Genomic DNA, 22,004 nt, shown 5'->3' with positions numbered 1-22,004 from the left:
GTATTAATGCGGGGCATCATTATTGGATAGAGATTTATGGTCTGGATAGATTACGCCATTATTGCCATTATCGGTTTTTCTGCATTAGTTAGCCTGATCCGTGGCTTTGTTCGTGAAGCATTATCACTTATCACCTGGGGTTGTGGTTTTTTTGTTGCAAGTCAGTTTTATCCTTATCTAGCCGTCTATTTTACTCGGTTTGAAGATGAGCTGGTTCGTAACGGGATTGCGATTGTCACACTGTTTATTGCAACGCTAATTGTCGGTGCGGTGATTAATTATGTGATTAGCTCTCTTGTTCAACGCACAGGGTTATCAGGTACAGATCGTGTGTTGGGGATCTGTTTCGGGGCTTTAAGAGGTGTGCTGATTGTATCAGCGTTACTTTTTGTCTTGGGTGCTTTTACTCCTATGGCAGACAGTGCCGATTGGCAACGTTCTGAGCTTATTCCTCAATTCAACCATATTATTAGGTGGTTCTTTGACTACCTACAAAATGCGTCAAGTTTCGTGTCGGAGAAAATGTAACCTCTCCGTCTGGCTGATGAGGATCTTTTCATGTGCGGTATTGTCGGTATCGCTGGAGTTAATCCAGTAAACCAATCGATTTATGATGCGTTAACGGTGTTACAACACCGAGGTCAAGATGCAGCAGGCATTGCAACAATTGATGAGAATAACGGTTTTCGTCTACGCAAAGCAAATGGGCTGGTGAAAGATGTCTTTGAAACGCGTCATATGTTGCGTTTAAAAGGAACTATCGGAATAGGACATGTACGTTATCCAACCGCGGGCAGTTCGAGTGCATCAGAAGCGCAACCTTTTTATGTTAACTCACCTTTTGGGATCACACTTGCACATAATGGTAATTTAACCAATGCGCATTTGCTGCGTCGTCAATTATTTGAAACTGCTCGTCGACATATCAATACCACCTCAGACTCCGAAATTTTACTCAATGTGCTAGCGTATGAATTAGATCGCTTCGATCATTTTCCGCTAGAGCCAGATAATATTTTTACCGCTGTTGCGGCTATGCATAAAAAATTACGTGGCGCTTATGCTTGCGTTGCTTTGATCATCGGCCACGGCTTATTAGCTTTTCGTGATCCTTATGGCATTCGTCCTTTAGTGTTAGGCAAACGTACTTTAGAAGATGGACGCAGTGAGTATATGGTTGCGTCTGAAAGTGTCGCTCTAGATACACTAGGATTTGAATTCTTGCGTGATGTAGCACCCGGTGAGGCTGTTTATATCACAGAGCAAGGACAACTGTTTACCCGTCAATGTGCTGAAAATCCGCAATTAGTGCCTTGTCTATTTGAGTATGTTTATTTTGCGCGCCCAGACTCTTTTATTGATAAAATTTCCGTATATAACGCCCGTCTACGTATGGGGCAAAAGCTCGGCGCTAAAATTGCTAAAGAGTGGGAAGATTTACAAATAGATGTGGTGATCCCTATTCCTGAAACTTCTTGTGATATTGCATTAGAAATTGCCCACATCTTAAATAAACCTTATCGACAAGGTTTTGTGAAGAATCGTTATGTTGGACGTACTTTTATTATGCCCGGTCAGCAAGAGCGTCGTAAATCAGTACGTCGTAAACTAAATGCCAACCGTGCAGAATTTCGCGATAAAAATGTGTTACTTATCGATGACTCTATCGTACGTGGCACAACATCAGAGCAAATTGTTGAGTTAGCGAGAGAAGCGGGGGCTAAAAAAGTTTATTTTGCCTCAGCCGCTCCAGAAGTGCGTTTCCCTAATGTTTATGGTATTGATATGCCTAATGCCAATGAATTAATTGCTCATGGGCGTGAAGTGGATGAAATACGTAAACTGATTGGTGCTGATGGACTTATTTTTCAAGATCTCTCTGATTTAATTGCCGCTGTTCAAGAAGAAAATCCAGATATCAACCAATTCGAATGCTCTGTATTTGATGGTGTCTATATCACAAAAGATATTGATCAAGGCTATTTAGATTACCTTGAAAATTTACGTCGTGATGATGAACATAAAATTCGTGATCAACATGAAGCTGAGAACTTAGAAATCTATAACGAAGGCTAATTTTCCGTTAAAATAGCCACCTTTATCAAGCGTCGATGCTAGCGTAACACTACATCGGCGCTTGTTTTTTGAGGGTTAATCATCATAATGATTAACAAAGATATATATTCTGAGGATTATAATGAAAAAGCTGATTGTCGGGCTAACAGGTGCCAGTGGCGCAATTTATGGTATTCGTTTATTAGAAATACTTAAATCCGTGCCAACCGTAGAAACTCACTTGGTGATCAGTCAAGCGGCGCGTCGTACCATTTCATTAGAAACGGATTATTCTCTCAAAGATATTCATGCTTTAGCTGATATTATTTATGACGATCGAGATATAGGGGCGACTATCTCTTCAGGCTCGTTTCGGGTCAATGGTATGGTTATTTTACCTTGTTCGATTAAAAGCCTCTCCGGTATTGTACATAGCTATACTGATACGTTAGTGACACGTGCCGCTGATGTCGTGTTAAAAGAAGGACGTAAATTAGTGCTATGTGTACGCGAAACACCGTTACATTTAGGGCACTTACGTTTAATGACTCAAGCTGCTGAGCTTGGTGCCATCATTATGCCACCAGTACCTGCATTTTATTTTCAGCCTAAAACGATCGATGACATTGTTAATCAGACAGTAAATCGAGTGCTTGATCAATTTGACATTGACTTGCCGGATGATCTTTTTCAGCGTTGGCAAGGGGATAAACCTGCCCGTTGATCCCCTGTGTGACGAGTGACTATTTTTTATGGCGAATAATATCTTCTAAAGCGCCTTCCAGTTGTGGGTAACGAAAGCTGAATCCTGCATCGAGCAGTTTCTTAGGAAACGCTTGTTGCCCACCTAAAACTAATGTGGCACTTTCTCCCATCATTAATTTTAATATTGTGGCAGGAACCGTCATAAATGCAGGGCGTTTCAGTACGTGAGCTAAAGTCGTGGTAAATGCTTTATTTTGTACTGGATGAGGGGCTGTCAGATTAAAGGCGCCTTGGGTATTGTTATTATTAAGTAAAAATACGATGGCATTGACCATATCATCAATATGTATCCATGGCATATATTGCTTACCATTACCTAATTTTCCCCCTAAACCTAATTTAAAAGGCGGGCTCATTTTAGGTAATGCCCCTCCTTTTGTAGAGAGTACAATACCAGTACGTAGCAAACACACCCGTGTTAATGGCGTTTGTGCATCGAGTGCAATATTTTCCCATTTGGCACAGAGTTGATGAGTAAATTCATCCTTAGGTGGCGTCTCTTCAGTGACATTATTTTCACCTTGATCACCATAAAAACCCACCGCAGAGCCAGAAATTAAAACACTAGGGGGAGAGTCGCTGGCTTTTATTAAATCCACCAGCTTTTGGGTTAATTTGCATCGACTATTAACTAACGTTTGTTTTTGCTCCGGTGTCCAGCGTTTGTCTGCAATTGGTTCTCCAGCAAGATTAATCACTGCATCAAATTGGTTTAAGTTTTCTTTATCATCTAAATGAGTCCAACACGTCATTTCATTACAGAAATGAGAGTAGACTTTCTGTGGCGAACGGGAAAGTACGGTAATATTATGTTTATCTAATGCGAGTTGGCAGATAAGTGCTCTGCCAATTAATCCGGTTCCACCTGTGATAAGTATATTCATCACCATCCTCCTGATTACTCTATCCTAATTAAGGTTGTATCATCCTGATAGGTGAGATTAGTCACTAACCAAACAGTTTTTTGGCTGCTGGACGTTGGCTTATTGTATTTAGCCATTTTTCTACCGCAGGATAATCTGCTAGATCAATATGGTGTGTGTCATGGTAACGAGCCCAAGTATAGGTGGCTATATCAGCAATGCTATAATCGTTTCCACCAAGATAAGGAGATTGAGCGAGTCGGCTCTCTAACACCTGATATAAACGCTCGGTCTCTTTTGTATAACGATTAATTGCGTAAGGTACTTTTTCAGGGGCGTAACGGGTAAAGTGATGATTTTGTCCAAGCATAGGACCAAATCCCCCCACTTGCCAAAATAGCCACTGCAGTTGGGTCATTTTTTCTCGCAGATCATGGCTAAGTAATTTGCCACTTTTTTCTGCTAAATAGATAAGAATAGCACCTGATTCAAAAATAGAGAGTGGCTCACCACCGTCAGCGGGAGCATTATCGACAATAGCAGGAATTTTATTATTGGGTGATATAGCTAAAAATTCGGGTTTAAATTGATCACCTTTGCCAATATCAACATGATGCAAAGTATAAGGCATGGCGACTTCTTCGAGGAAAAGCGTAATTTTTTGGCCATTCGGGGTGTTTGCATAATAAAGATCGATCATAAAAACCTCCGCAATAAGGTGATATTCAATAGCGTATATTTTACAGTCTGCCTAGTAACATCATAAAAAGCAAAAAATCGCAAGATGAATAAAGCAAATTACCTATGATTATTATAGTGGTGAAATATGGTGATTTTGGTATATTCAGGATAAAAATTACGATCGTTTAGCATCGATTAAAAAAGGTTTGTTGAGGATGGAACAAGAAAATACGGCAGTGGTCGAGTGGGTTGATATTGTTGATGAAAAAAATGAAGTTGTTGCACAAGCAACACGTCAACAAATGCGAGCAGAAAACCTACGTCACCGAGCAACTTATATTGTCGTGCACGATGGCATGGGAAAAATTTTGGCACAACGCCGTACTGAAACAAAAGATTTCTATCCAGGTTGGTTAGATGCAACCGCGGGTGGTGTAGTACAACAAGGTGAAAATGCACTCGAAAGTGCACGTCGTGAAGCAGAAGAAGAGCTAGGTATTGCCGGAGTTCCTTTTGCCGAACATGGACAATTCTATTATGACGATGAGAGTTGCCGCGTTTGGGGAAGCTTATTTAGTTGTGTATCACATGGGCCATTTGCATTACAGCCAGAAGAAATTGAGGAAGTATGCTGGCTTACTCCCTTAGAAATCACGGAACGTTGTGATGAATTTACCCCTGATTCACTTAAAGCACTCTCTCTATGGTTAACGCGAAATAATAGTACTCGCTTGGACACAAAAGAAACCACTGACTAAGGGGTACTTTGTCCGAGTTCTAAACGATAAGCATAGTTGATAACGGTATTTTCAAACATAGCGTTATCAACCTCATCACGTAAATGTTGCAATAGTGCAATTAGGTGCTTACCTGCCTCTTTACCTATTTTATGGTAATTAAAATGTATAGATGTCAGGGAAGGTGCTATTTGGGCGCTATTTTCAGAGCCTTCTAAGCAGGCGATAGCGAGATCTTGGGGAATTTTAATTAATCTTCGTTGGCACTCAAACATCATTCCCAAAGCAATACTCTCATGGCTACAAATAACGGCATCTAGTTCGGGCTGACGTAATAAAATCTCTGTTAATGCTTGTCGACCATATGCCATAGAAGCGGGGTCGGGCGTAGTAACACTTTGCTCAGCATTTAAATAATTTTTTAATAAAGCACGCGACCAGCCGGTAATTTGCTGGTGGTGTAAACGTTGTCCTTGTAGCGCACCAACATAGCCGACACAACGTTTACCTTGCTGAATTAAATAATGGGTTAAATCAAATGCCGCTTTTTCATAACCGCAATCAATACTTATTGCAGATTGCTCATTAGATTGACTCGCGACACTGACAACAGGCACATTGGCATTACTGATATGTAAGAACTGTACATCACTTAATTGGGAGCCAAAGGCAACTAATGCGGCAGGGTTACTCTGTAATAGCATATTAATCACATCAGTTGCTTTATGGAGCTGATATTCATAACATCCCACTAATATTTGATAATGATGACGGCTGAGGATCTGCTGCAATGATTGCATAAAATCAGCACTGGCTTTATCAGTAAAAGAGGGCAGTAGTACAGCAATAATATGGCTTTGAGCGGAAGCTAAGGCCCCTGCTGAGGCATTGGGGATATATCCCAACTCTGCCACTGCTTGGTTAACTTTTTCTCTTAATTTATCCGACACTAATTCAGGCGTACGCAATGCGCGAGATACGGTCATTGAACCGACTCCGGCATGTTTAGCAACTTCTTGTAAAGTGACGCGACCTGTATTTCGGCGTTTACGTGTTTTTATCATCGTGATCAGATTTATTCGGCTTTATTTTTAATTCGCAGATCCTACCTGAAATTTTCTCACTCTGCAGAAACAATACAGTGTCAATTGTTGCACTTGTTCGCAATTAACATTTCATCAAAATGATAGCGCTATCACAATTACACATAATCTATCTAGATAGCGCTACCATTAGTGATTATTATCCTTAATACAGAGATCAAAAAAGCACCTTACTGAGGTTATAAATATGCTTAAAACATTATTAACACCGGATGTGGTACAAGTGATCCCACAAGTCAAAGATTGGCGTGAAGCAATTAAAATCGCCTGTCAGCCATTAATTGACAAAGGTTGTATTGAGCCTCGTTATGTTGATGCGATTTATAAATCACACGAGCAAATAGGCCCTTATTATGTATTAGGGCCAGGTATTGCTATGCCTCATGCACGTCCTGAAGAAGGGGTTAATCAGCTCTCTTTAGCATTAACTATCATCGAAAAAGGGGTGGAATTTGGTGCTGATGAAAATGATCCGGTGAAACTTTTAATTGTTTTAGCCGCAACAGATAACGATAGCCATATTAATGCCATTGTGAAATTAGCTGAACTTTTTGATAACCAAGATGATATAGACACTTTGTTGCAAGCAAAAAGTAAGGCAGAAGTATTGGCTGTTATTAATCACTATTAATTCAATTTTAAATAACCAAGGGGAATATGATGAAAATTACCGTTGTATGTGGAAATGGTTTAGGCAGTAGCTTAATGATGGAAATGAGCATCAAAAGTATTTTAAAAGATCTGGCCGTCAATGCTGATGTTGATCATGTCGATTTAGGTTCGGCAAAAGGGACACCGAGTGATATTTATGTGGGAACTCGTGATATTGCGGAACAACTTAATGCTCAAGCGGTCAATGGCAAAATTGTTTCTTTAGATAATATGATTGATAAAGTCGCGATGAAAGAGAAACTTTCGACCGCATTACGTGAATTAGGCGCGCTATAAGGAGCCTAGTATGGACTTTTTCCGCTTTCTAATGAGCGATGTGCTTTCAGAGCCTGCTATATTGGTGGGTTTAATCGCATTGATTGGTTTAATTGCTCAGAAAAAACCTGCGACAGAATGTATTAAGGGCACCGTTAAAACCATTATGGGTTTTGTTATTTTAGGTGCAGGGGCAGGTTTAGTCATTAACTCGCTTGGTGATTTCTCAACGATTTTCCAACATGCATTTGGCATTCAAGGTGTTGTACCTAATAACGAAGCCATTGTCTCTATTGCACAAAAAAGCTTTGGTAAAGAGATGGCACTGATTATGTTCTTTGCCATGTTAATCAATATATTAATTGCACGCTTAACACCGTGGAAATATATTTTCTTAACGGGTCACCACACTTTATTTATGTCGATGATGGTCGCGGTGATTTTGGCAACAGCGGGTTTAGAAGGGGCGGTATTAGTTGCAGTAGGTTCATTAGTTGTTGGGGTATCAATGGTATTTTTCCCAGCCATTGCACATCCTTATATGAAAAAGATCACCGGCTCTGATGATGTCGCATTAGGCCATTTCTCTACTATTTCCTATGTTGTATCTGGTTTTATTGGTAGTAAATTTGGCAATAAAGCGCATTCAACGGAAGAGATGAATGTACCTAAGAGTTTACTCTTTTTGCGTGATACGCCAGTTGCGATCGCTTTCACCATGGGCATAATTTTTATTATTACGTGTTTATTTGCCGGTGACACTTTTGTTCGTGAAGTTAGTGGTGGTAAAAACTGGTTTATGTTCTCCTTAATGCAATCCATCACCTTTGCGGCAGGTGTTTATATTATCCTACAAGGTGTACGTATGGTGATTGCAGAGATTGTTCCTGCATTTAAAGGCATTTCTGATAAGTTAGTCCCCAATGCAAAACCTGCGCTTGATTGTCCCGTGGTATTTCCTTATGCACCTAATGCCGTTTTAGTCGGTTTTCTGAGTAGTTTTGCAGCGGGTGTCATTGGCATGTTTATTCTTTATGCTTTAGATTGGACTGTGATTATACCCGGGGTGGTACCTCATTTCTTTGTGGGGGCAACTGCAGGCGTATTTGGTAACGCCACAGGGGGACGCCGTGGCGCTATTTTAGGTGCTTTTGCTCAAGGTTTATTGATTACTTTCTTACCCGTATTTTTATTACCCGTACTTGGTGATATTGGTATTGCCAATACCACATTTAGTGATGCAGACTTTGGTGTGATTGGTATTCTATTAGGGATTATTGTTCGTTAATATTACCGACGTTGATATTACTTATTAGTGGAATTTTAATAAATGCCCGACTTTTTAACCCGTCGGGCATTTTTTTGGTAGAAATAGTGTATTTAAATTTTCTTTATAGATTCAATCTATTATGATTAGAGTGTTCCCCGTATGCACGGGGAACACATGTGTGTCTTTGTCGATAGTGGCGCATCTGTCGGTTCATCCCCGTATACACGGGGATAAATTATCATCAAGTCTTCTCTCTTACTTGGTATGTATGCAGAGATGAATTTTTATATTTATTATATGAATAATAATGCTATTATCCTAAGTGAATATTCACAAAGTGTATATTTTTGTGCCTAATTAATTATAAAAATAGGTTTAACATCATAATCACTAAGGAAGAAAGAAGATGTCTTTAGCTATTCGATATCTTGCGTTATTACCACTTTTCGTTATTACTGCTTGCCAACAGCCTGTAAATTATAATCCACCAGCAACTCAAGTGGCTCAAGCTCAGCCTGCTATTGTCAATAATTCATGGATTGAAATTTCACGAAGCGCACTCGACTTTAATGTAAAAAAAGTCCAATCATTATTAGGTAAGCAATCCTCTCTTTGTGCAGTGTTAAAAGGAGATGCTTATGGGCATGATTTATCGTTAGTTGCCCCAATTATGATAGAAAATAATGTGCAATGTATTGGTGTAACAAATAACCAAGAATTAAAAGAAGTACGTGATTTAGGATTTAAAGGCCGTTTAATGCGAGTACGTAATGCGACAGAACAAGAAATGGCACAGGCAACCAACTATAACGTAGAAGAGTTAATTGGTGATCTTGATATGGCAAAAAGATTAGATGCTATTGCCAAGCAACAAAATAAAGTCATTCCTATTCATTTAGCATTAAATTCAGGTGGCATGTCTCGTAATGGTTTAGAGGTCGATAATAAATCTGGGCTTGAAAAAGCAAAACAAATTTCTCAATTAGCTAACCTAAAAGTGGTTGGTATTATGTCTCATTATCCCGAAGAAGATGCTAATAAAGTAAGGGAAGATCTGGCTCGTTTTAAGCAACAATCTCAGCAAGTGTTAGAGGTGATGGGATTAGAGCGTAACAATGTCACATTACATATGGCAAATACCTTTGCGACAATTACCGTGCCTGAGTCATGGCTGGATATGGTACGTGTGGGAGGTATTTTTTATGGTGATACCATTGCGAGTACAGACTATAAACGTGTGATGACCTTTAAATCCAACATTGCTTCAATCAATTATTATCCTAAAGGTAATACGGTTGGCTATGATCGTACTTACACATTAAAACGTGACTCAGTACTAGCTAATATTCCTGTAGGTTATGCAGATGGTTATCGTCGCGTTTTTAGTAATGCGGGGCATGCATTAATTGCTGGGCAACGCGTACCTGTTTTAGGAAAAATATCAATGAATACCGTTATGGTTGATATTACCAATCTTAACAATATCAAACCAGGTGATGAAGTTGTATTTTTTGGCAAACAAGGTAATAGCGAAATTACCGCAGAAGAAATTGAAGATATCAGTGGTGCATTGTTTACCGAAATGTCAATTTTATGGGGAGCAACCAATCAACGGGTATTAGTTGATTAAGCTAGGTTGTGAGTGTTACCAAATAATAAAAAGGCGATTGAAAATAACAATCGCCTGATATTATTGATAACTTAAAGCTATAAATTATCAGGTAACCCATAAGCCACTAAGCTATCGCCCATTTTAGTACCAAATGAACCATGTCCGCCGGCCATAATGACCACATATTGCTTGCCTCCAATAGAGTAGGTCATTGGCGTTGCTTGTCCACCTGCGGGTAATCGTGCTTCCCATAACATTTTGCCATTCGTCACATTAAATGCTCGAATATAATTATCCTGAGAAGCAGCAACAAACATCACATTACCTGCGGTTGAGATAGCGCCTCCTAGCCCAGGAACACCAATTTTTAATGGTGGTAATTCCACTAAATTAGGCAAACTATCCCTAATGGTGCCAAATCGTTGTTGCCAAACAAGCTCATTTTTTGTTAAATCAACACCAGCAACAAATCCCCAAGGGGGTTGTTTACAAGGTAATCCTAGTGGTGATAAGAATGGATGAATATCAACACTATAAGGTGTTCCCGTCATGGGTTGTAAACCTTGCTCTCCGTGGCCTGCGTCAATTGCTTGACTGTTTTGAGGATCTTTTAAATAAAGTTTTGAGATAAAAGGCAAGGTAATAAAGTTCATTACCGCGACTTGTCTATCTTGATTAACAGAAATACCGCCCCATTCAAAAATACCGAGGTTACCAGGAAAAACAAGCGTACCGTTTTCTGATGGTGGTGTATAAATTCCCTCATAATTTAACTGATGGAAAGCGATACGACATAACAGCTGATCTGCCATTGTGCCACCCCACATATCTGAACTTTGCAACTTATTTTTGGGTGCTAAATTAAGTGCTGAAAAAGGCTGAGTGGGTGAGTAATGCTCACCTTGTGTTTGTGGACCATATTTGACACTGGTAGGAACGGGTTTTTCTGTTACGGGAACAATAGGTGTACCGTCTCTTCTATCAAGAACAAACACATTCCCTGTTTTCGTGACGATATAAATGGCAGGTATTGTTTCATTTTTATCAGTTTTGATATCAACCAGTGATGGTTGCGAAGGAACATCCATATCCCATAAATCATGATGGGTGGTTTGGAAATGCCACAATAGCTCACCTGTCGACCCTTTTAGTGCTAAAACTGAATTAGCGTAACGCTCTTTTAATGGATGACGATCGCCTCCCCAAATATCGGGTGTACCTACTCCTGTCGGAATATAGACCACATCCGTTTGTGCATCATAAGCTAAAGGCGCCCATGCATTAGGAGAGTTATGAACAAATTGAGTCTCTTTACCTGGCATCGCATTGGGATCTTCTGCGCCAGTATCAAATACCCATATTAATTTTCCGCTATTAACATCATAGCCACGGATCACACCAGAAGGCTCTTGAGTTGATAAGTTATCAGTAACAGAGCCACCAATGATAATAGTATTACCGGTGACGATAGGGGGAGATGTTGGGTTATATCCACCCAAATAAGCATAAGGCATAGAAGCTAACAGATTGATTTCTCCATTCTGACCAAAATCACGGCATGCATTACCCGTTTGCGCATTAACTGCGATTAGGCGGCCATCATTGACTGGAAGAAAGACTTTTTCAGGACATTCATCTGATATGCTTGGTTGGCGAACTTCGAGGCTTTTGGCAAATTCGGCACTATTATTTTGATTATAATAGGCAACCCCTCGGCAAGTCATATGCTGGAAGCTTTTGTTATATTGCAATTTAGAATCAAAACGCCACTTCTCTTTACCTGTTGCGGGATCTAAGCTAATTAAATATTGGTGAGGTGTACATAGAAAGAGATTATCTTCAATTTTTATAGGCGTAACTTCGTTGGTTATCTCAACGGCATCATTAGCTCTTTTTTCATCACCGGTATGAAAAGTCCATTTCTCAACTAACTTATCAACATTATCACTGTTGATTTGAGTTAATGGTGAATAGCGTATTCCGGCTTGCGTTCTGCCATAAGCGGGCCAGTCATTATCATTTACTCCGATAGGAGATATAGAGTTGGTGGGCTGTTGTTGTGTAAATTGACCATTAATGGCATGAGGATCGGTTAGTGAACTACCTAATATAATGATAAGTGTTGTGGCTAATAGTGTGAATAAGCCAATTTTATTGGTACGACAAGTGTAAACATTATTATTGAGTGTGAAAGGAATAAGGAGTAAGCCTAGAATAAAAATAATATCTAAGCGAGGGGCGAGTGCCCAAAAATCAAATCCTGACTCCCAGATACTCCAGACAATCGTTATTAAAAATAGAAAGTTAAAGAGTAATAGGGTGCTTTTCCTTCGACTTAGAAAGCAAGCTGCAATAATAAGAAGCATGACACCGGTAAAGAGATAAAAAGGCGATCCTGCTAATGAAACTAAATACCCTCCGAGTACAGTAAAGTAAAGAGCCAATATTGTGAGTATGATGAATACTATCCATCGATAGAAATGTGATATTTTCATAATGCTATCGTCCTATTCTTTCTTACCATCTTATAAATAGAATAGACAATAATTTATTAGCTCACCTGTTTGTCTCTAACAACCATTGCATTAATATGCATTTATGAGAAATTTTAATATAAAACACTAGCATTAGTATTGAACGCAAGTGATATGATTATTTAAAGTAGGGTGCTTGTGAACACAAGTCGCAACAACGTTGGGCGAGAAATTGTGGGGGAAAATTCCCCCACAAAGCTATTTATCGCAAGATAAATTCGCTTGAACTAGGGTGTTACCACTACTGATATTAAAAGAGCACAATCTTTCATGTCTCAGTAGGGTAAAACACAAAACTGTAATACATACAGTAATCAGCCCAATAAGGGCAAGCTTAGCCATTTCTCTTGACACTCCTTGTTAAAGGAGACAGAATCAAGTTGTCTGGACTTGAGACTGCCTCGAATTTTATGTAAATAGAATTCGGGGCTTTCGTCTTTTTGGTCCTTGCAAATGCTTGAACCAAAATGATCCAAGCACCCGCCTGTATACTAACAGAAAATAGCCGTGTGTCTCTGTTTATTTTGCCAAAATAAAGCTAAAAAGATTTATTAAATCAATAGGTTATTTTGTTTTATAAGTGGGGTTTATAATGCGTTGTTTGATTTATGATCTATTTAAAAACGTCCGTGATATATATTGAACGCAAGTGATATGATTGTTTAAAGTAGGGTGCTTGTGAACACAAGGCGCAACAACATTGGGTGAGAAATTGTGGGGGAAAATTCCCCCACAAAGCTATTTATCGCAAGATAAATTCGCTTGAACTAGGGTGTTACCACTGCTGATATTAAAAGAGCATAATCTTTCATGTCTCAGTAGGGTAAAACACAAAACTGTAATACATACAGTAATCAGCCCAATAAGGGCAAGCTTAGTCATTTCTCTTGACACTCCTTGTTAAAGGAGACAGAATCAAGTTGTTGATGGCTTGAGACTGCCTCGAATTTTATGTAAATAGAATTCGGGGCTTTCGTCTTTTTGGTCCTTGCAAATGCTTGAACCAAAATGATCCAAGCACCCGCCTGTATACTAACAGAAAATAGCCGTGTGTCTCTGTTTATTTTGGCAAAACAAAGCTAAAAAGATTTATTAAATCAATGGGTTATTTTGTTTTATAAGTGGGGTTTGTAATGCGTTCTTTGATTTATCAACCATTATAAAAAAACGCCAGTGATAATCTGGCGTTTTTATAATTTATTGAAGTGAATTCAATAATTAGGCATTTTCTTGTTGGCTTGCTTGAATTGCAGTTAATGCAACAGTGTAGACGATATCATCGACTAACGCGCCACGAGAAAGGTCGTTAACAGGTTTACGCATACCTTGTAACATTGGTCCAATGGAAACCAAGTCTGCTGAACGTTGTACTGCTTTATAGGTAGTGTTACCGGTGTTTAGATCAGGGAAGATAAACACAGTTGCTTTACCCGCAACAGGTGAGTTTGGTGCTTTAGATTTAGCAACGTCAGCCATTACAGCCGCATCATATTGTAAAGGACCATCAATAATCAGATCTGGACGTTTTTCTTGTGCTAAACGAGTTGCTTCTCGCACTTTTTCAACGTCACTGCCAGCACCTGAGTTACCTGTAGAGTAAGAGATCATCGCAACGCGTGGGTCGATACCAAACGCTTTTGCTGAGTCTGCAGATTGAATAGCGATTTCAGCCAGTTGTTCTGCGGTTGGATCTGGGTTAATTGCGCAGTCACCATAAACATAGACTTGTTCTGGTAATAGCATAAAGAACACAGAAGACACTAATGAGCTACCGGGTGCAGTTTTAATTAACTGTAGTGGTGGGCGAATAGTGTTAGCGGTTGTATGAACAGCGCCAGAAACAAGACCATCAACGACGCCTTTTTCTAACATTAAGGTACCGAGAACAACGTTATCTTCTAACTGTTCACGAGCAACAACTTCTGTCATACCTTTGTTTTTACGCAGTTCAACTAAGCGAGGTACATAAATTTCACGTACTTCTTTAGGATTGACGAGTTCAATACCTGTACCTAATTCAACACCTTGTGCTGCAGCAACACGACGAATTTCTTCAGGATCACCTAACAGTACACAGGTTGCGATACCACGTTCAGCACAAATAGACGCGGCTTTAACGGTACGAGGTTCATCACCTTCAGGTAATACGATGCGTTTTTTCGCCTTACGAGCTAATTCCGTTAATTGATAACGGAATGCTGGTGGTGATAAACGATTAGGACGTTCAGAGTTTGCTGTCAGTGAATCAATCCATTGGTTATTGATATGTTGAGCAACATAGTTCTGAATTTTTTCGATACGCTCATGGTCATCTGCTGGCACTTCTAAGCTAAAGCTTTGCAGATTTAATGAAGTCTGCCAAGTGTTTGAATTAACCATAAAGATAGGTAGACCAGTTTCAAATGCACGCTCACACAATTGTTTAATTGGTGCATCGATTTGGTAACCACCTGTGAGTAAGATAGCACCGATTTCAACGCCATTCATTGCAGCAAGACATGCTGAAACTAAAACATCTGGGCGATCGGCAGAAGTGACAAGCAATGAACCTGGGCGGAAATGCTCTAACATATGTGGAATACTACGAGCACAGAAAGTCACAGACTTAATACGACGAGTTTCAATATCACCCTTATTGATGATAGTCGCATTTAAGTGTTTTGCCATATCTGTAGCACGAGTAGCGATTAAATCGAAGTTCCATGGAATGCAACCCAATAAAGGAAGTGGGCTATTTTTTTCGATGGTATTTAAATCGATATTAGAGATAATCGCTTTGCTTGAGTCATCAAAAATTTCTGATAAATCAGGGCGAGTACGACCTTGATCATCCACAGGGGCATTTAATTTATTAACAATCACACCTGTGATATTTTGATTTTTTACACCACCAAATTCAGCACGAGCAAATTCAATGCGCTCTTTTAACTGCTCAGCGGTGTTGTTGCCTAATGCAGTAACGAAAATAATTTCAGCACCTAATGTTTTGGCAATCTCATAGTTTAAAGATTGTGCAAAAGGGTGCTTACGCATTGGCACTAAGCCTTCTATCAGTACAACTTCTGCATCAGCAGTATTTTCGTGATATCTAGCAACAATTTCTTCCATCAGAACATCTTTTTTATTGGAGCTGAGTAATGACTCAACGTAATCCATATTTAAAGGTTCTGCGGATTGAATTGTGGAGTGAGAGCGGATAATCGCAGTGGTTTGATCTAATGCGCCTTTAACACGAGGCTGTGCGATAGGTTTGAATACACTAAGGCGAACGCCTTTTTGTTCCATAGAACGGATTACACCCAAGCTGACGCTGGTTAAACCTACGCGTGTATCAGTTGGGACTAGCATAATTGTACGGGACACGGAAACCTCTTTAAATATCGGTTGCTCGTTATGTGAAACAGTACTGCCAGCATAACACTGGCAGTACATCAAAAAACTTAAGCGGTCAGGCGGCTAGCATCCTGAGCGATAACTAACTCTTCGTTAGTTGGGATAACAACAGCAAGACGGCTGTTATCGGTAGTGATGGTGCCTGATTTACCGAAACGTGCATCTAAGTTACGCTGATGATCAACTTCAAAACCTAATAGAGCGAGTTTTTTCAGTGATAATTCACGAACCATTGCTGCATTTTCACCGATACCCCCAGTGAAGATAATGGCATCTAAACGACCTTCCATCAGTGCACAATAAGAACCGATATATTTTGCTAAGCGATGGCAGTAAACGTCCATTGCACGTTTAGCATCAGCTTTTGTTTCGTAGTTATCTTCAACATAACGGCAGTCACTAGTAACTTCCGTTAAACCTAATAAACCAGATTCTTTAGTGAGCAGTTTATTAATATCTTCAACGCTCATACCTAAAGTGTCATGTAAATGGAACACGATAGCAGGATCGATATCACCACTACGAGTACCCATGACTAAACCTTCTAATGGTGTTAAACCCATAGAAGTATCAACACATTTACCGTTAACAATAGCAGAAACAGAACCACCATTACCTAAATGGCAAGTGATTACGTTCAGTTCATCAACAGGTTTATTTAACATTTTAGCTGCTTCACGGGAAACAAAGAAATGGCTAGTTCCGTGAGCACCGTAACGGCGGATGCTGTGATCTTTATATAAGCTGTATGGCAGAGCATACAGATAAGCTTCTTCTGGCATTGTTTGGTGGAATGCAGTGTCAAATACTGCCACCATTTTATTAATTAAATGAGGGAAGGCTTTACGCGCTTCTTCAATACCAATAAGGTGAGCTGGGTTATGTAATGGGGCAAATGGAATAGCCGCCTCAATACCTTTGATGACTTCGTCAGTAATGACGACAGATTTAGTAAATTTCTCGCCACCGTGAACAATACGATGACCAATTGCTGCGATTTGTTGTGAAAGTTCTGGTTTTTCAGCCAGAATAGTATTAACAATAAAGTTTAATGCTTCGCTGTGGGCAGCACCAGCGCCTAAAGCCGCTTCATGTTTCTGACCATCCATTTTCCACTTCAGGCGGGCTTCAGGAAGGTTGAAGCACTCAGCCAAGCCTGAAAGGAATTCTTCACCATTTTCTGGGTTAATAATTGCAAACTTAAGAGAAGAACTACCGCAGTTCAGTACCAGCACCAGCTTACTTGACATGGAATTACCTATTTATCTTGTTGTCGTAGTGTCTTTTATATTATAAAGACGATGGTTAATAAAACGTCACTCATAAAAGCCTATCGCATTACTATGATGACATTAATGATACGCATCATGCTTAGGGTAAAAAACTTGATGCTAATTATAGTTGCCAATCATCAATTGGACGATTTTTATTCACCCCAAAATTTTTGCCCGAAAATCGGCGAAAAGGGTTGAAAATCACGCCGGCAAACAAAATATAGCGCTTTATTGCCACAAACCTTTAGAATGAGCACAGGATACAGAGTAAAGGCAACAAAGACAAAATATACTTAATTCTACTAAAAGATTTTTATTCTTTATAGATGTTTTTTAAAAGTTATAGAAAAAATTGATTGAGGTCATTATGAACGAACCGACAGTGACTCCCCCAGGTTTCTTTAAAAAGTTACGCCTAGGGAACGAGTATCTAAAAACCTGGCCGGTTGAGAAGCAATTAGCCCCAGTTTTTCCTGAAAATAGAATGATAAAAGCAACGCGTTTTGGCATACGTTATATGCCTCCTATCGCTATTTTTACATTAACCTGGCAAATTGCATTAGGTGGCGATTTGGGGCCGGCGATCACTACTGCACTTTTTGCCTGTAGCTTGCCAATGCAAGGATTATGGTGGTTAGGAAAACGCGCTGCAACGCCATTACCCGCTGTGTTACTCAATTGGTTTTATGAAATTCGTGAAAAATTTGAGCAAGCGGGCATTGCATTAGCCCCAGTAGAAAAGACGCCAACCTATCTCTCATTAGCGCATTTGCTTAAACGTGCTTTTAAGCAACTTGATCGCTCTTTTCTTGATGATGTGTAGAACATTTGTTCTACCTTCTTCATGGGTTATTTAATGGATTAAAATTACCCCTGTTTAGATCAAAAAACGTGTTGTTAGCACTACTCAAGTGTTTTGATTAATGCCATGCTCTCTCCAATAATTTCTTTGGAGAATTAATGATGGAAATGACACACGCACAACGCTTGATCCTCTCTAATCAATATAAAATGATGACCATGATGGATCCTGATAACGCTGAACGTTATCGTCGCTATCAGACAATTATTGAACGTGGTTATGGATTACAATTACGTGAATTAGACCGCGATTTTGATGAGATGTCAGAAGAGACCTGCCGAACCATTATTAACATCATGGAAATGTACCATGCATTGCAAGTTTCTCGAGAAAATTTAAAATCACCAGAAATGCCGGATGCTCGTCGAGTGGCATTTATGGGCTTTGATGCAGCAACAGAATCTCGTTATCTTAGCTATGTACGCTTTATGGTCAATACTGAAGGGCGATATACGCATTTTGATAGTGGTAGTCATGGTTTTAACTCTCAAACGCCTATGTGGGAGAAATACCAAAGAATGCTGGCTGTTTGGTTAGCCTGTCCACGTCAATATCACCTAAGCAGTGTTGAGATCCAACAAATACTGAATGCGTAATTATTAACGCATCACGATAAGGTAGGCATAAAATATGACAATCACCTGTAAAGGCTTTCTTTTTGATTTAGATGGTACATTAGTTGATTCATTGCCTGTTGTTGAATACTGTTGGGCACTATTTGGTGAGCGAGTAGGGGTATCAACACAAGAAATTAATAACTATATCCATGGAAAGCCGGCCATTGAGTCGATTCGCCATTTTATGCCTAATGCTACGCAAGCACAGATTGAAGAGACTTTTCGTTGGCTAGAAAAGTTAGAAGCGACACAAACAGAAGGATTAGCCCCTCTTCCGGGGGCTATCGAACTCATTAATCGCTTAAACGACTTAGCGATCCCTTGGGCAATTGTCACCTCAGGCACAGTACCAATTGCCTCTACTCGTCAGTCAGTTACAGGTATTCCAGAGCCTAAACATTGGGTGACGGCAGAATGTATCACTCAAGGGAAACCCAACCCTGAGCCTTACCTTTTAGGGGCAAAAAAATTAGGCTTGGCTCCCGAAGAGTGTGTGGTTTTTGAAGATGCTGCTGCAGGTATTTATGCTGGTTTAGATGCCGGGTGTCAGGTTATTGCCGTACATGCTCCGATTTCCCTTCCTCGTCGTAATGAAATTGATTTAATCATTGATTCATTAAATGATTTACAAATTGACAAAGAAAATCAGCAAGTCGTTATTAAGCATAAATGTTAATCATTTATTTGATCATATAACGAGATTTATATTGGTAAAAATGGTCTACTTATCAATGCAGTGAATTGACGTATTAATCTGTTTTCACTTATTGCTGATCGAGGCCATTTTGAATAGCGAATTATTATGGGTTTTAAGCCTGCTATTGATAGCTATTGTCCTTTTTACGACCAACAAAATCCGCATGGATGTGGTCGCTTTACTTGTCATCGTCGCTTTTGTTCTTAGCGGCACACTCTCATTAAATGAAGCCACGGTAGGATTTAGCGATCCGAACGTATTACTGATTGCGGCCCTTTTTGTTATTGGGGAAGGATTAGTAAGAACAGGTGTGGCATATCAAATGGGAGATTGGCTAGTACGAGTTGCGGGTAGTAGCGAAGTAAAAATGCTGGTGCTATTAATGATCTGTGTTGCAAGTTTAGGGGCTTTTATGAGCTCGACAGGGGTGGTGGCTATTTTTATTCCTGTGGTGCTCAGTGTGGCGGCACGGATGAAAACTTCTCCCAGTCGATTAATGATGCCTCTTGGCTTTGCGGGGTTAATTAGTGGTTTAATGACCCTAGTTGCGACACCGCCTAATATGGTGGTTAATAGTGAATTAGTTAGGGAAGGGCTACCCAGTTTTCAGTTTTTCTCTATTACCCCAATAGGGATCGCTGTATTAATTGCGGGTGTATTATATATGCTGGTGGTACGTCGTTGGTTAGGTTCAAGTGAAGGGGGTAAGCAAAAAGAGGTTTATCGTCGTACTTTTCGTGATCTTATCCGTGATTACCAATTAGCAGGGCGTGCACGTCGCTTAGCCATACGTAAAGGCTCACCACTGATAGGTCACTCTCTAGATGAATTACATTTACGCTCTCGCTATGGAGCAAACGTTGTCGGTATTGAACGCTGGAGGCGTTTTCGGCGTGTTATGGTCAGTGCGACGGGAGGCACTGAATTAAGAGAGCGAGATGTCCTATTAGTGGATATGTCAGCAAGTGAGGTAGATTTACGAGAGTTCTGTCGTGAACAAATGTTAGAGCCGATGGTGTTACGTGGAGAGTATTTTTCTGAGCAATCTCGTGATGTGGGATTAGCGGAAGTCTCTATGAACCCTGACTCAGAATTATTAGGAAAATCATTAAGAGAAATCAAATTCCGTACACGTTATGGGCTAAACGTTGTGGCTATTCGCCGTGAAGGGAGTGCTTTACCGGGGAAAATTGTTGATGAGCCATTACGTCTGGGAGATGTGTTACTGGTTATTGGTGATTGGAAATTAATTCGTATACTTTCGACAAAACCGCGTAATTTTATTGTATTAAATTTAGCGGCTGAAATTGATACTGTTGCACCGGCCTCATCGCAAGCACCACATGCACTTTTTTCATTAGCATTAATGGTTGCATTAATGGTGACCAATGAAGTACCTAACTTTATTGCCGCGTTAATTGCTTGCTTATTGATGGGAAAATTTCGCTGTATAGATATGGAAAGTGCTTATCGTTCTATTCATTGGCCAAGTATTATCTTGATTGTCGGGATGATGCCTTTTGCGGCTGCATTGCAAAAAACTGGGGGTATCGAGCTTATCGTTAATGGACTTATGGATGTAGCAGGGAATGCTGGGCCACAGGTTATGTTAGTCTGTTTATTTGTACTTTGTGCCACTATTGGTTTATTTATCTCTAATACGGCAACGGCGGTGTTAATGGCACCGATTGCAATAGCAGCGGCCCATCAAATGAATGTCTCTCCGTTACCTTTTGCAATGGTTATTGGTGTTGCTGCATCGGCGGCGTTTATGACACCTGTATCATCCCCGGTTAATACCCTGATCCTTGAGCCTGGTGGTTATAAATTTGCTGATTTTATTAAAATAGGGGTGCCTTTTACCATCATTGTGATGTTGATTAGCGTTTTCTTAATACCGCTATTATTCCCATTTTAATCTGTTATCTTTTGTAAAAACGCCGTTTAGTTTCATTTATTATAAACGGCGTTTTTGCGACTTACTCACTGATCTCATCTAGGGATAAACTAAAGCCCGGTACAAACACTTTCATAAAATAGTCCATCTCAGGGCTATGTCTTTCTGCTAACGTTTTTTCTAAACGATTTTTGGCCAAATTAAATTCGCTATTACCCGCAGCTAACTCTTCAAGGCATTTTAAATAGGCACATAAACTATCAGCTTGTTTGACAATAAAAGTTTCTTCCTCACTATGTAATTGCTCATCGATAAGAGGGCGAAAATCTTCTTGTAACTCTTCGGGTAACATTTCAATCAATTTTTGCTGAGCATATTTTTCTATTTTTTTATATTCATGAGCAATTTGTGGATTGTGGTATTTAATAGGAGTTGGCATATCACCGGTGATAACCTCACTGGCATCATGGTACATTGCTTGTAGTGCAATACGCTCGGCGTTGACATTGCCATCAAATTTACGATTTTTAATCACCGCTAATGCATGGGCAACAAAAGCCACTTGTAAACTATGCTCAGAGACATTTTCTTGGCGAATATTACGCATCAGAGGCCAGCGTGTAATTAGCTTTAAACGAGAAAGGTGGGCAAAAAAGTAACTCATAATATCTCCCAATAGCGTGATTGAAGAGATTATTGTGAGTGGATAGACACTAG

General features: G+C 39.8%; 21 protein-coding genes. 12 read left to right on the top strand and 9 right to left on the bottom strand.

Features of this window, described 5'->3' with window-relative positions:
• Positions 1–36: 36 nt before the first annotated feature.
• The 3 genes from cvpA to AACV00_RS10650 all read left to right on the top strand — a co-directional run bounded on the left by cvpA (position 37) and on the right by AACV00_RS10650 (position 2,779).
• The gene (cvpA, locus tag AACV00_RS10660; protein ID WP_004243731.1) at positions 37–528 is read left to right on the top strand and encodes a colicin V production protein; all 492 of its coding nucleotides are present in this window, start codon (positions 37–39) and stop codon (positions 526–528) included.
• A gap of 30 nt (positions 529–558) precedes the next feature.
• A complete protein-coding gene (purF, locus tag AACV00_RS10655; protein WP_004243730.1) occupies positions 559–2,076 on the top strand; it encodes an amidophosphoribosyltransferase in 1,518 nt (505 codons plus the stop codon).
• Between the two features lie 121 nt (positions 2,077–2,197).
• Positions 2,198–2,779 carry a UbiX family flavin prenyltransferase gene (locus tag AACV00_RS10650; protein WP_004243729.1) on the top strand — a complete coding sequence of 194 codons (582 nt, stop codon included), beginning with the start codon at positions 2,198–2,200 and terminating at the stop codon, positions 2,777–2,779.
• A gap of 19 nt (positions 2,780–2,798) precedes the next feature.
• Here the strand turns inward: AACV00_RS10650 and AACV00_RS10645 are convergent, their stop codons facing one another.
• Together AACV00_RS10645 and AACV00_RS10640 are read right to left on the bottom strand one after the other, a co-directional pair.
• The gene (locus AACV00_RS10645) at positions 2,799–3,704 is read right to left on the bottom strand and encodes a TIGR01777 family oxidoreductase (RefSeq protein ID WP_049256230.1); all 906 of its coding nucleotides are present in this window, start codon (positions 3,702–3,704) and stop codon (positions 2,799–2,801) included.
• Positions 3,705–3,768: 64 nt separating this feature from the next.
• Entirely contained in the window at positions 3,769–4,383 is a 615-nt protein-coding gene (locus AACV00_RS10640; RefSeq protein ID WP_004250689.1) for a glutathione binding-like protein, read from the bottom strand.
• A 196-nt stretch (positions 4,384–4,579) separates the two neighbouring features.
• On the opposite strand from AACV00_RS10640, the gene yfcD reads away from it, so the two are divergent.
• Positions 4,580–5,122, top strand: a complete 543-nt coding sequence (gene yfcD, locus AACV00_RS10635) for an NUDIX hydrolase YfcD (protein ID WP_004243726.1) — start codon at positions 4,580–4,582, stop codon at positions 5,120–5,122.
• On the opposite strand, the gene AACV00_RS10630 is transcribed toward yfcD, so the two are convergent.
• The gene (locus AACV00_RS10630) at positions 5,119–6,165 is read right to left on the bottom strand and encodes a LacI family DNA-binding transcriptional regulator (protein WP_004243725.1); all 1,047 of its coding nucleotides are present in this window, start codon (positions 6,163–6,165) and stop codon (positions 5,119–5,121) included. The two genes, yfcD and AACV00_RS10630, sit on opposite strands and share 4 nt — an antisense overlap.
• A 226-nt stretch (positions 6,166–6,391) precedes the next feature.
• Between AACV00_RS10630 and AACV00_RS10625 the strand changes: the two genes are divergently transcribed.
• The 4 genes from AACV00_RS10625 to alr all read left to right on the top strand — a co-directional run bounded on the left by AACV00_RS10625 (position 6,392) and on the right by alr (position 10,031).
• Positions 6,392–6,835, top strand: a complete 444-nt coding sequence (locus AACV00_RS10625; RefSeq protein WP_004243724.1) for a PTS sugar transporter subunit IIA — start codon at positions 6,392–6,394, stop codon at positions 6,833–6,835.
• Between the two features lie 29 nt (positions 6,836–6,864).
• Positions 6,865–7,152, top strand: coding sequence for a PTS sugar transporter subunit IIB (locus AACV00_RS10620; RefSeq protein WP_012368108.1), 288 nt, complete (start codon positions 6,865–6,867; stop codon positions 7,150–7,152).
• A gap of 10 nt (positions 7,153–7,162) precedes the next feature.
• Entirely contained in the window at positions 7,163–8,419 is a 1,257-nt protein-coding gene (locus AACV00_RS10615; RefSeq protein WP_004243721.1) for a PTS ascorbate transporter subunit IIC, read from the top strand.
• A 388-nt stretch (positions 8,420–8,807) separates the two neighbouring features.
• Positions 8,808–10,031, top strand: coding sequence for an alanine racemase (gene alr / locus AACV00_RS10610; protein WP_161680432.1), 1,224 nt, complete (start codon positions 8,808–8,810; stop codon positions 10,029–10,031).
• 77 nt (positions 10,032–10,108) lie between these two features.
• Here the strand turns inward: alr and AACV00_RS10605 are convergent, their stop codons facing one another.
• From AACV00_RS10605 to ackA, 5 genes are all read right to left on the bottom strand, one after another.
• Positions 10,109–12,508 carry a membrane-bound PQQ-dependent dehydrogenase, glucose/quinate/shikimate family gene (locus AACV00_RS10605; RefSeq protein WP_049211784.1) on the bottom strand — a complete coding sequence of 800 codons (2,400 nt, stop codon included), beginning with the start codon at positions 12,506–12,508 and terminating at the stop codon, positions 10,109–10,111.
• Between the two features lie 237 nt (positions 12,509–12,745).
• Positions 12,746–12,889 carry a Hok/Gef family protein gene (locus AACV00_RS10600; protein WP_017827865.1) on the bottom strand — a complete coding sequence of 48 codons (144 nt, stop codon included), beginning with the start codon at positions 12,887–12,889 and terminating at the stop codon, positions 12,746–12,748.
• A gap of 396 nt (positions 12,890–13,285) precedes the next feature.
• Positions 13,286–13,429 carry a Hok/Gef family protein gene (locus AACV00_RS10595; RefSeq protein ID WP_004247166.1) on the bottom strand — a complete coding sequence of 48 codons (144 nt, stop codon included), beginning with the start codon at positions 13,427–13,429 and terminating at the stop codon, positions 13,286–13,288.
• 336 nt (positions 13,430–13,765) lie between these two features.
• Positions 13,766–15,910, bottom strand: a complete 2,145-nt coding sequence (gene pta, locus AACV00_RS10590; RefSeq protein WP_110706585.1) for a phosphate acetyltransferase — start codon at positions 15,908–15,910, stop codon at positions 13,766–13,768.
• Between the two features lie 77 nt (positions 15,911–15,987).
• Positions 15,988–17,190: an acetate kinase gene (gene ackA, locus AACV00_RS10585; RefSeq protein WP_004243716.1), complete on the bottom strand. Its 1,203-nt coding sequence runs from the start codon at positions 17,188–17,190 to the stop codon at positions 15,988–15,990.
• Between the two features lie 391 nt (positions 17,191–17,581).
• Here ackA and yfbV point away from each other — a divergent pair, with 391 nt between their 5' ends.
• The 4 genes from yfbV to AACV00_RS10565 all read left to right on the top strand — a co-directional run bounded on the left by yfbV (position 17,582) and on the right by AACV00_RS10565 (position 21,308).
• Positions 17,582–18,037 (top strand): terminus macrodomain insulation protein YfbV, encoded by a 456-nt coding sequence (gene yfbV / locus AACV00_RS10580; protein ID WP_004243712.1) that lies wholly within the window; start codon positions 17,582–17,584, stop codon positions 18,035–18,037.
• A 140-nt stretch (positions 18,038–18,177) separates the two neighbouring features.
• The gene (locus AACV00_RS10575; protein WP_023843594.1) at positions 18,178–18,672 is read left to right on the top strand and encodes a YfbU family protein; all 495 of its coding nucleotides are present in this window, start codon (positions 18,178–18,180) and stop codon (positions 18,670–18,672) included.
• 34 nt (positions 18,673–18,706) lie between these two features.
• The gene (locus AACV00_RS10570) at positions 18,707–19,369 is read left to right on the top strand and encodes a sugar phosphatase (RefSeq protein WP_071233525.1); all 663 of its coding nucleotides are present in this window, start codon (positions 18,707–18,709) and stop codon (positions 19,367–19,369) included.
• Between the two features lie 109 nt (positions 19,370–19,478).
• A complete protein-coding gene (locus AACV00_RS10565) occupies positions 19,479–21,308 on the top strand; it encodes an SLC13 family permease (RefSeq protein ID WP_036895279.1) in 1,830 nt (609 codons plus the stop codon).
• Positions 21,309–21,369: 61 nt separating this feature from the next.
• Here the strand turns inward: AACV00_RS10565 and yfbR are convergent, their stop codons facing one another.
• Positions 21,370–21,951 carry a 5'-deoxynucleotidase gene (gene yfbR / locus AACV00_RS10560; protein WP_004243705.1) on the bottom strand — a complete coding sequence of 194 codons (582 nt, stop codon included), beginning with the start codon at positions 21,949–21,951 and terminating at the stop codon, positions 21,370–21,372.
• Positions 21,952–22,004 lie beyond the last annotated feature (53 nt).

Source organism: Proteus sp. G3927 (assembly GCF_963894685.1).
Lineage (GTDB): Bacteria > Pseudomonadota > Gammaproteobacteria > Enterobacterales > Enterobacteriaceae > Proteus > Proteus mirabilis.
Note: the sequence above shows the minus strand (reverse complement) of the source record. Positions and strands in the feature narration are given on the sequence as shown.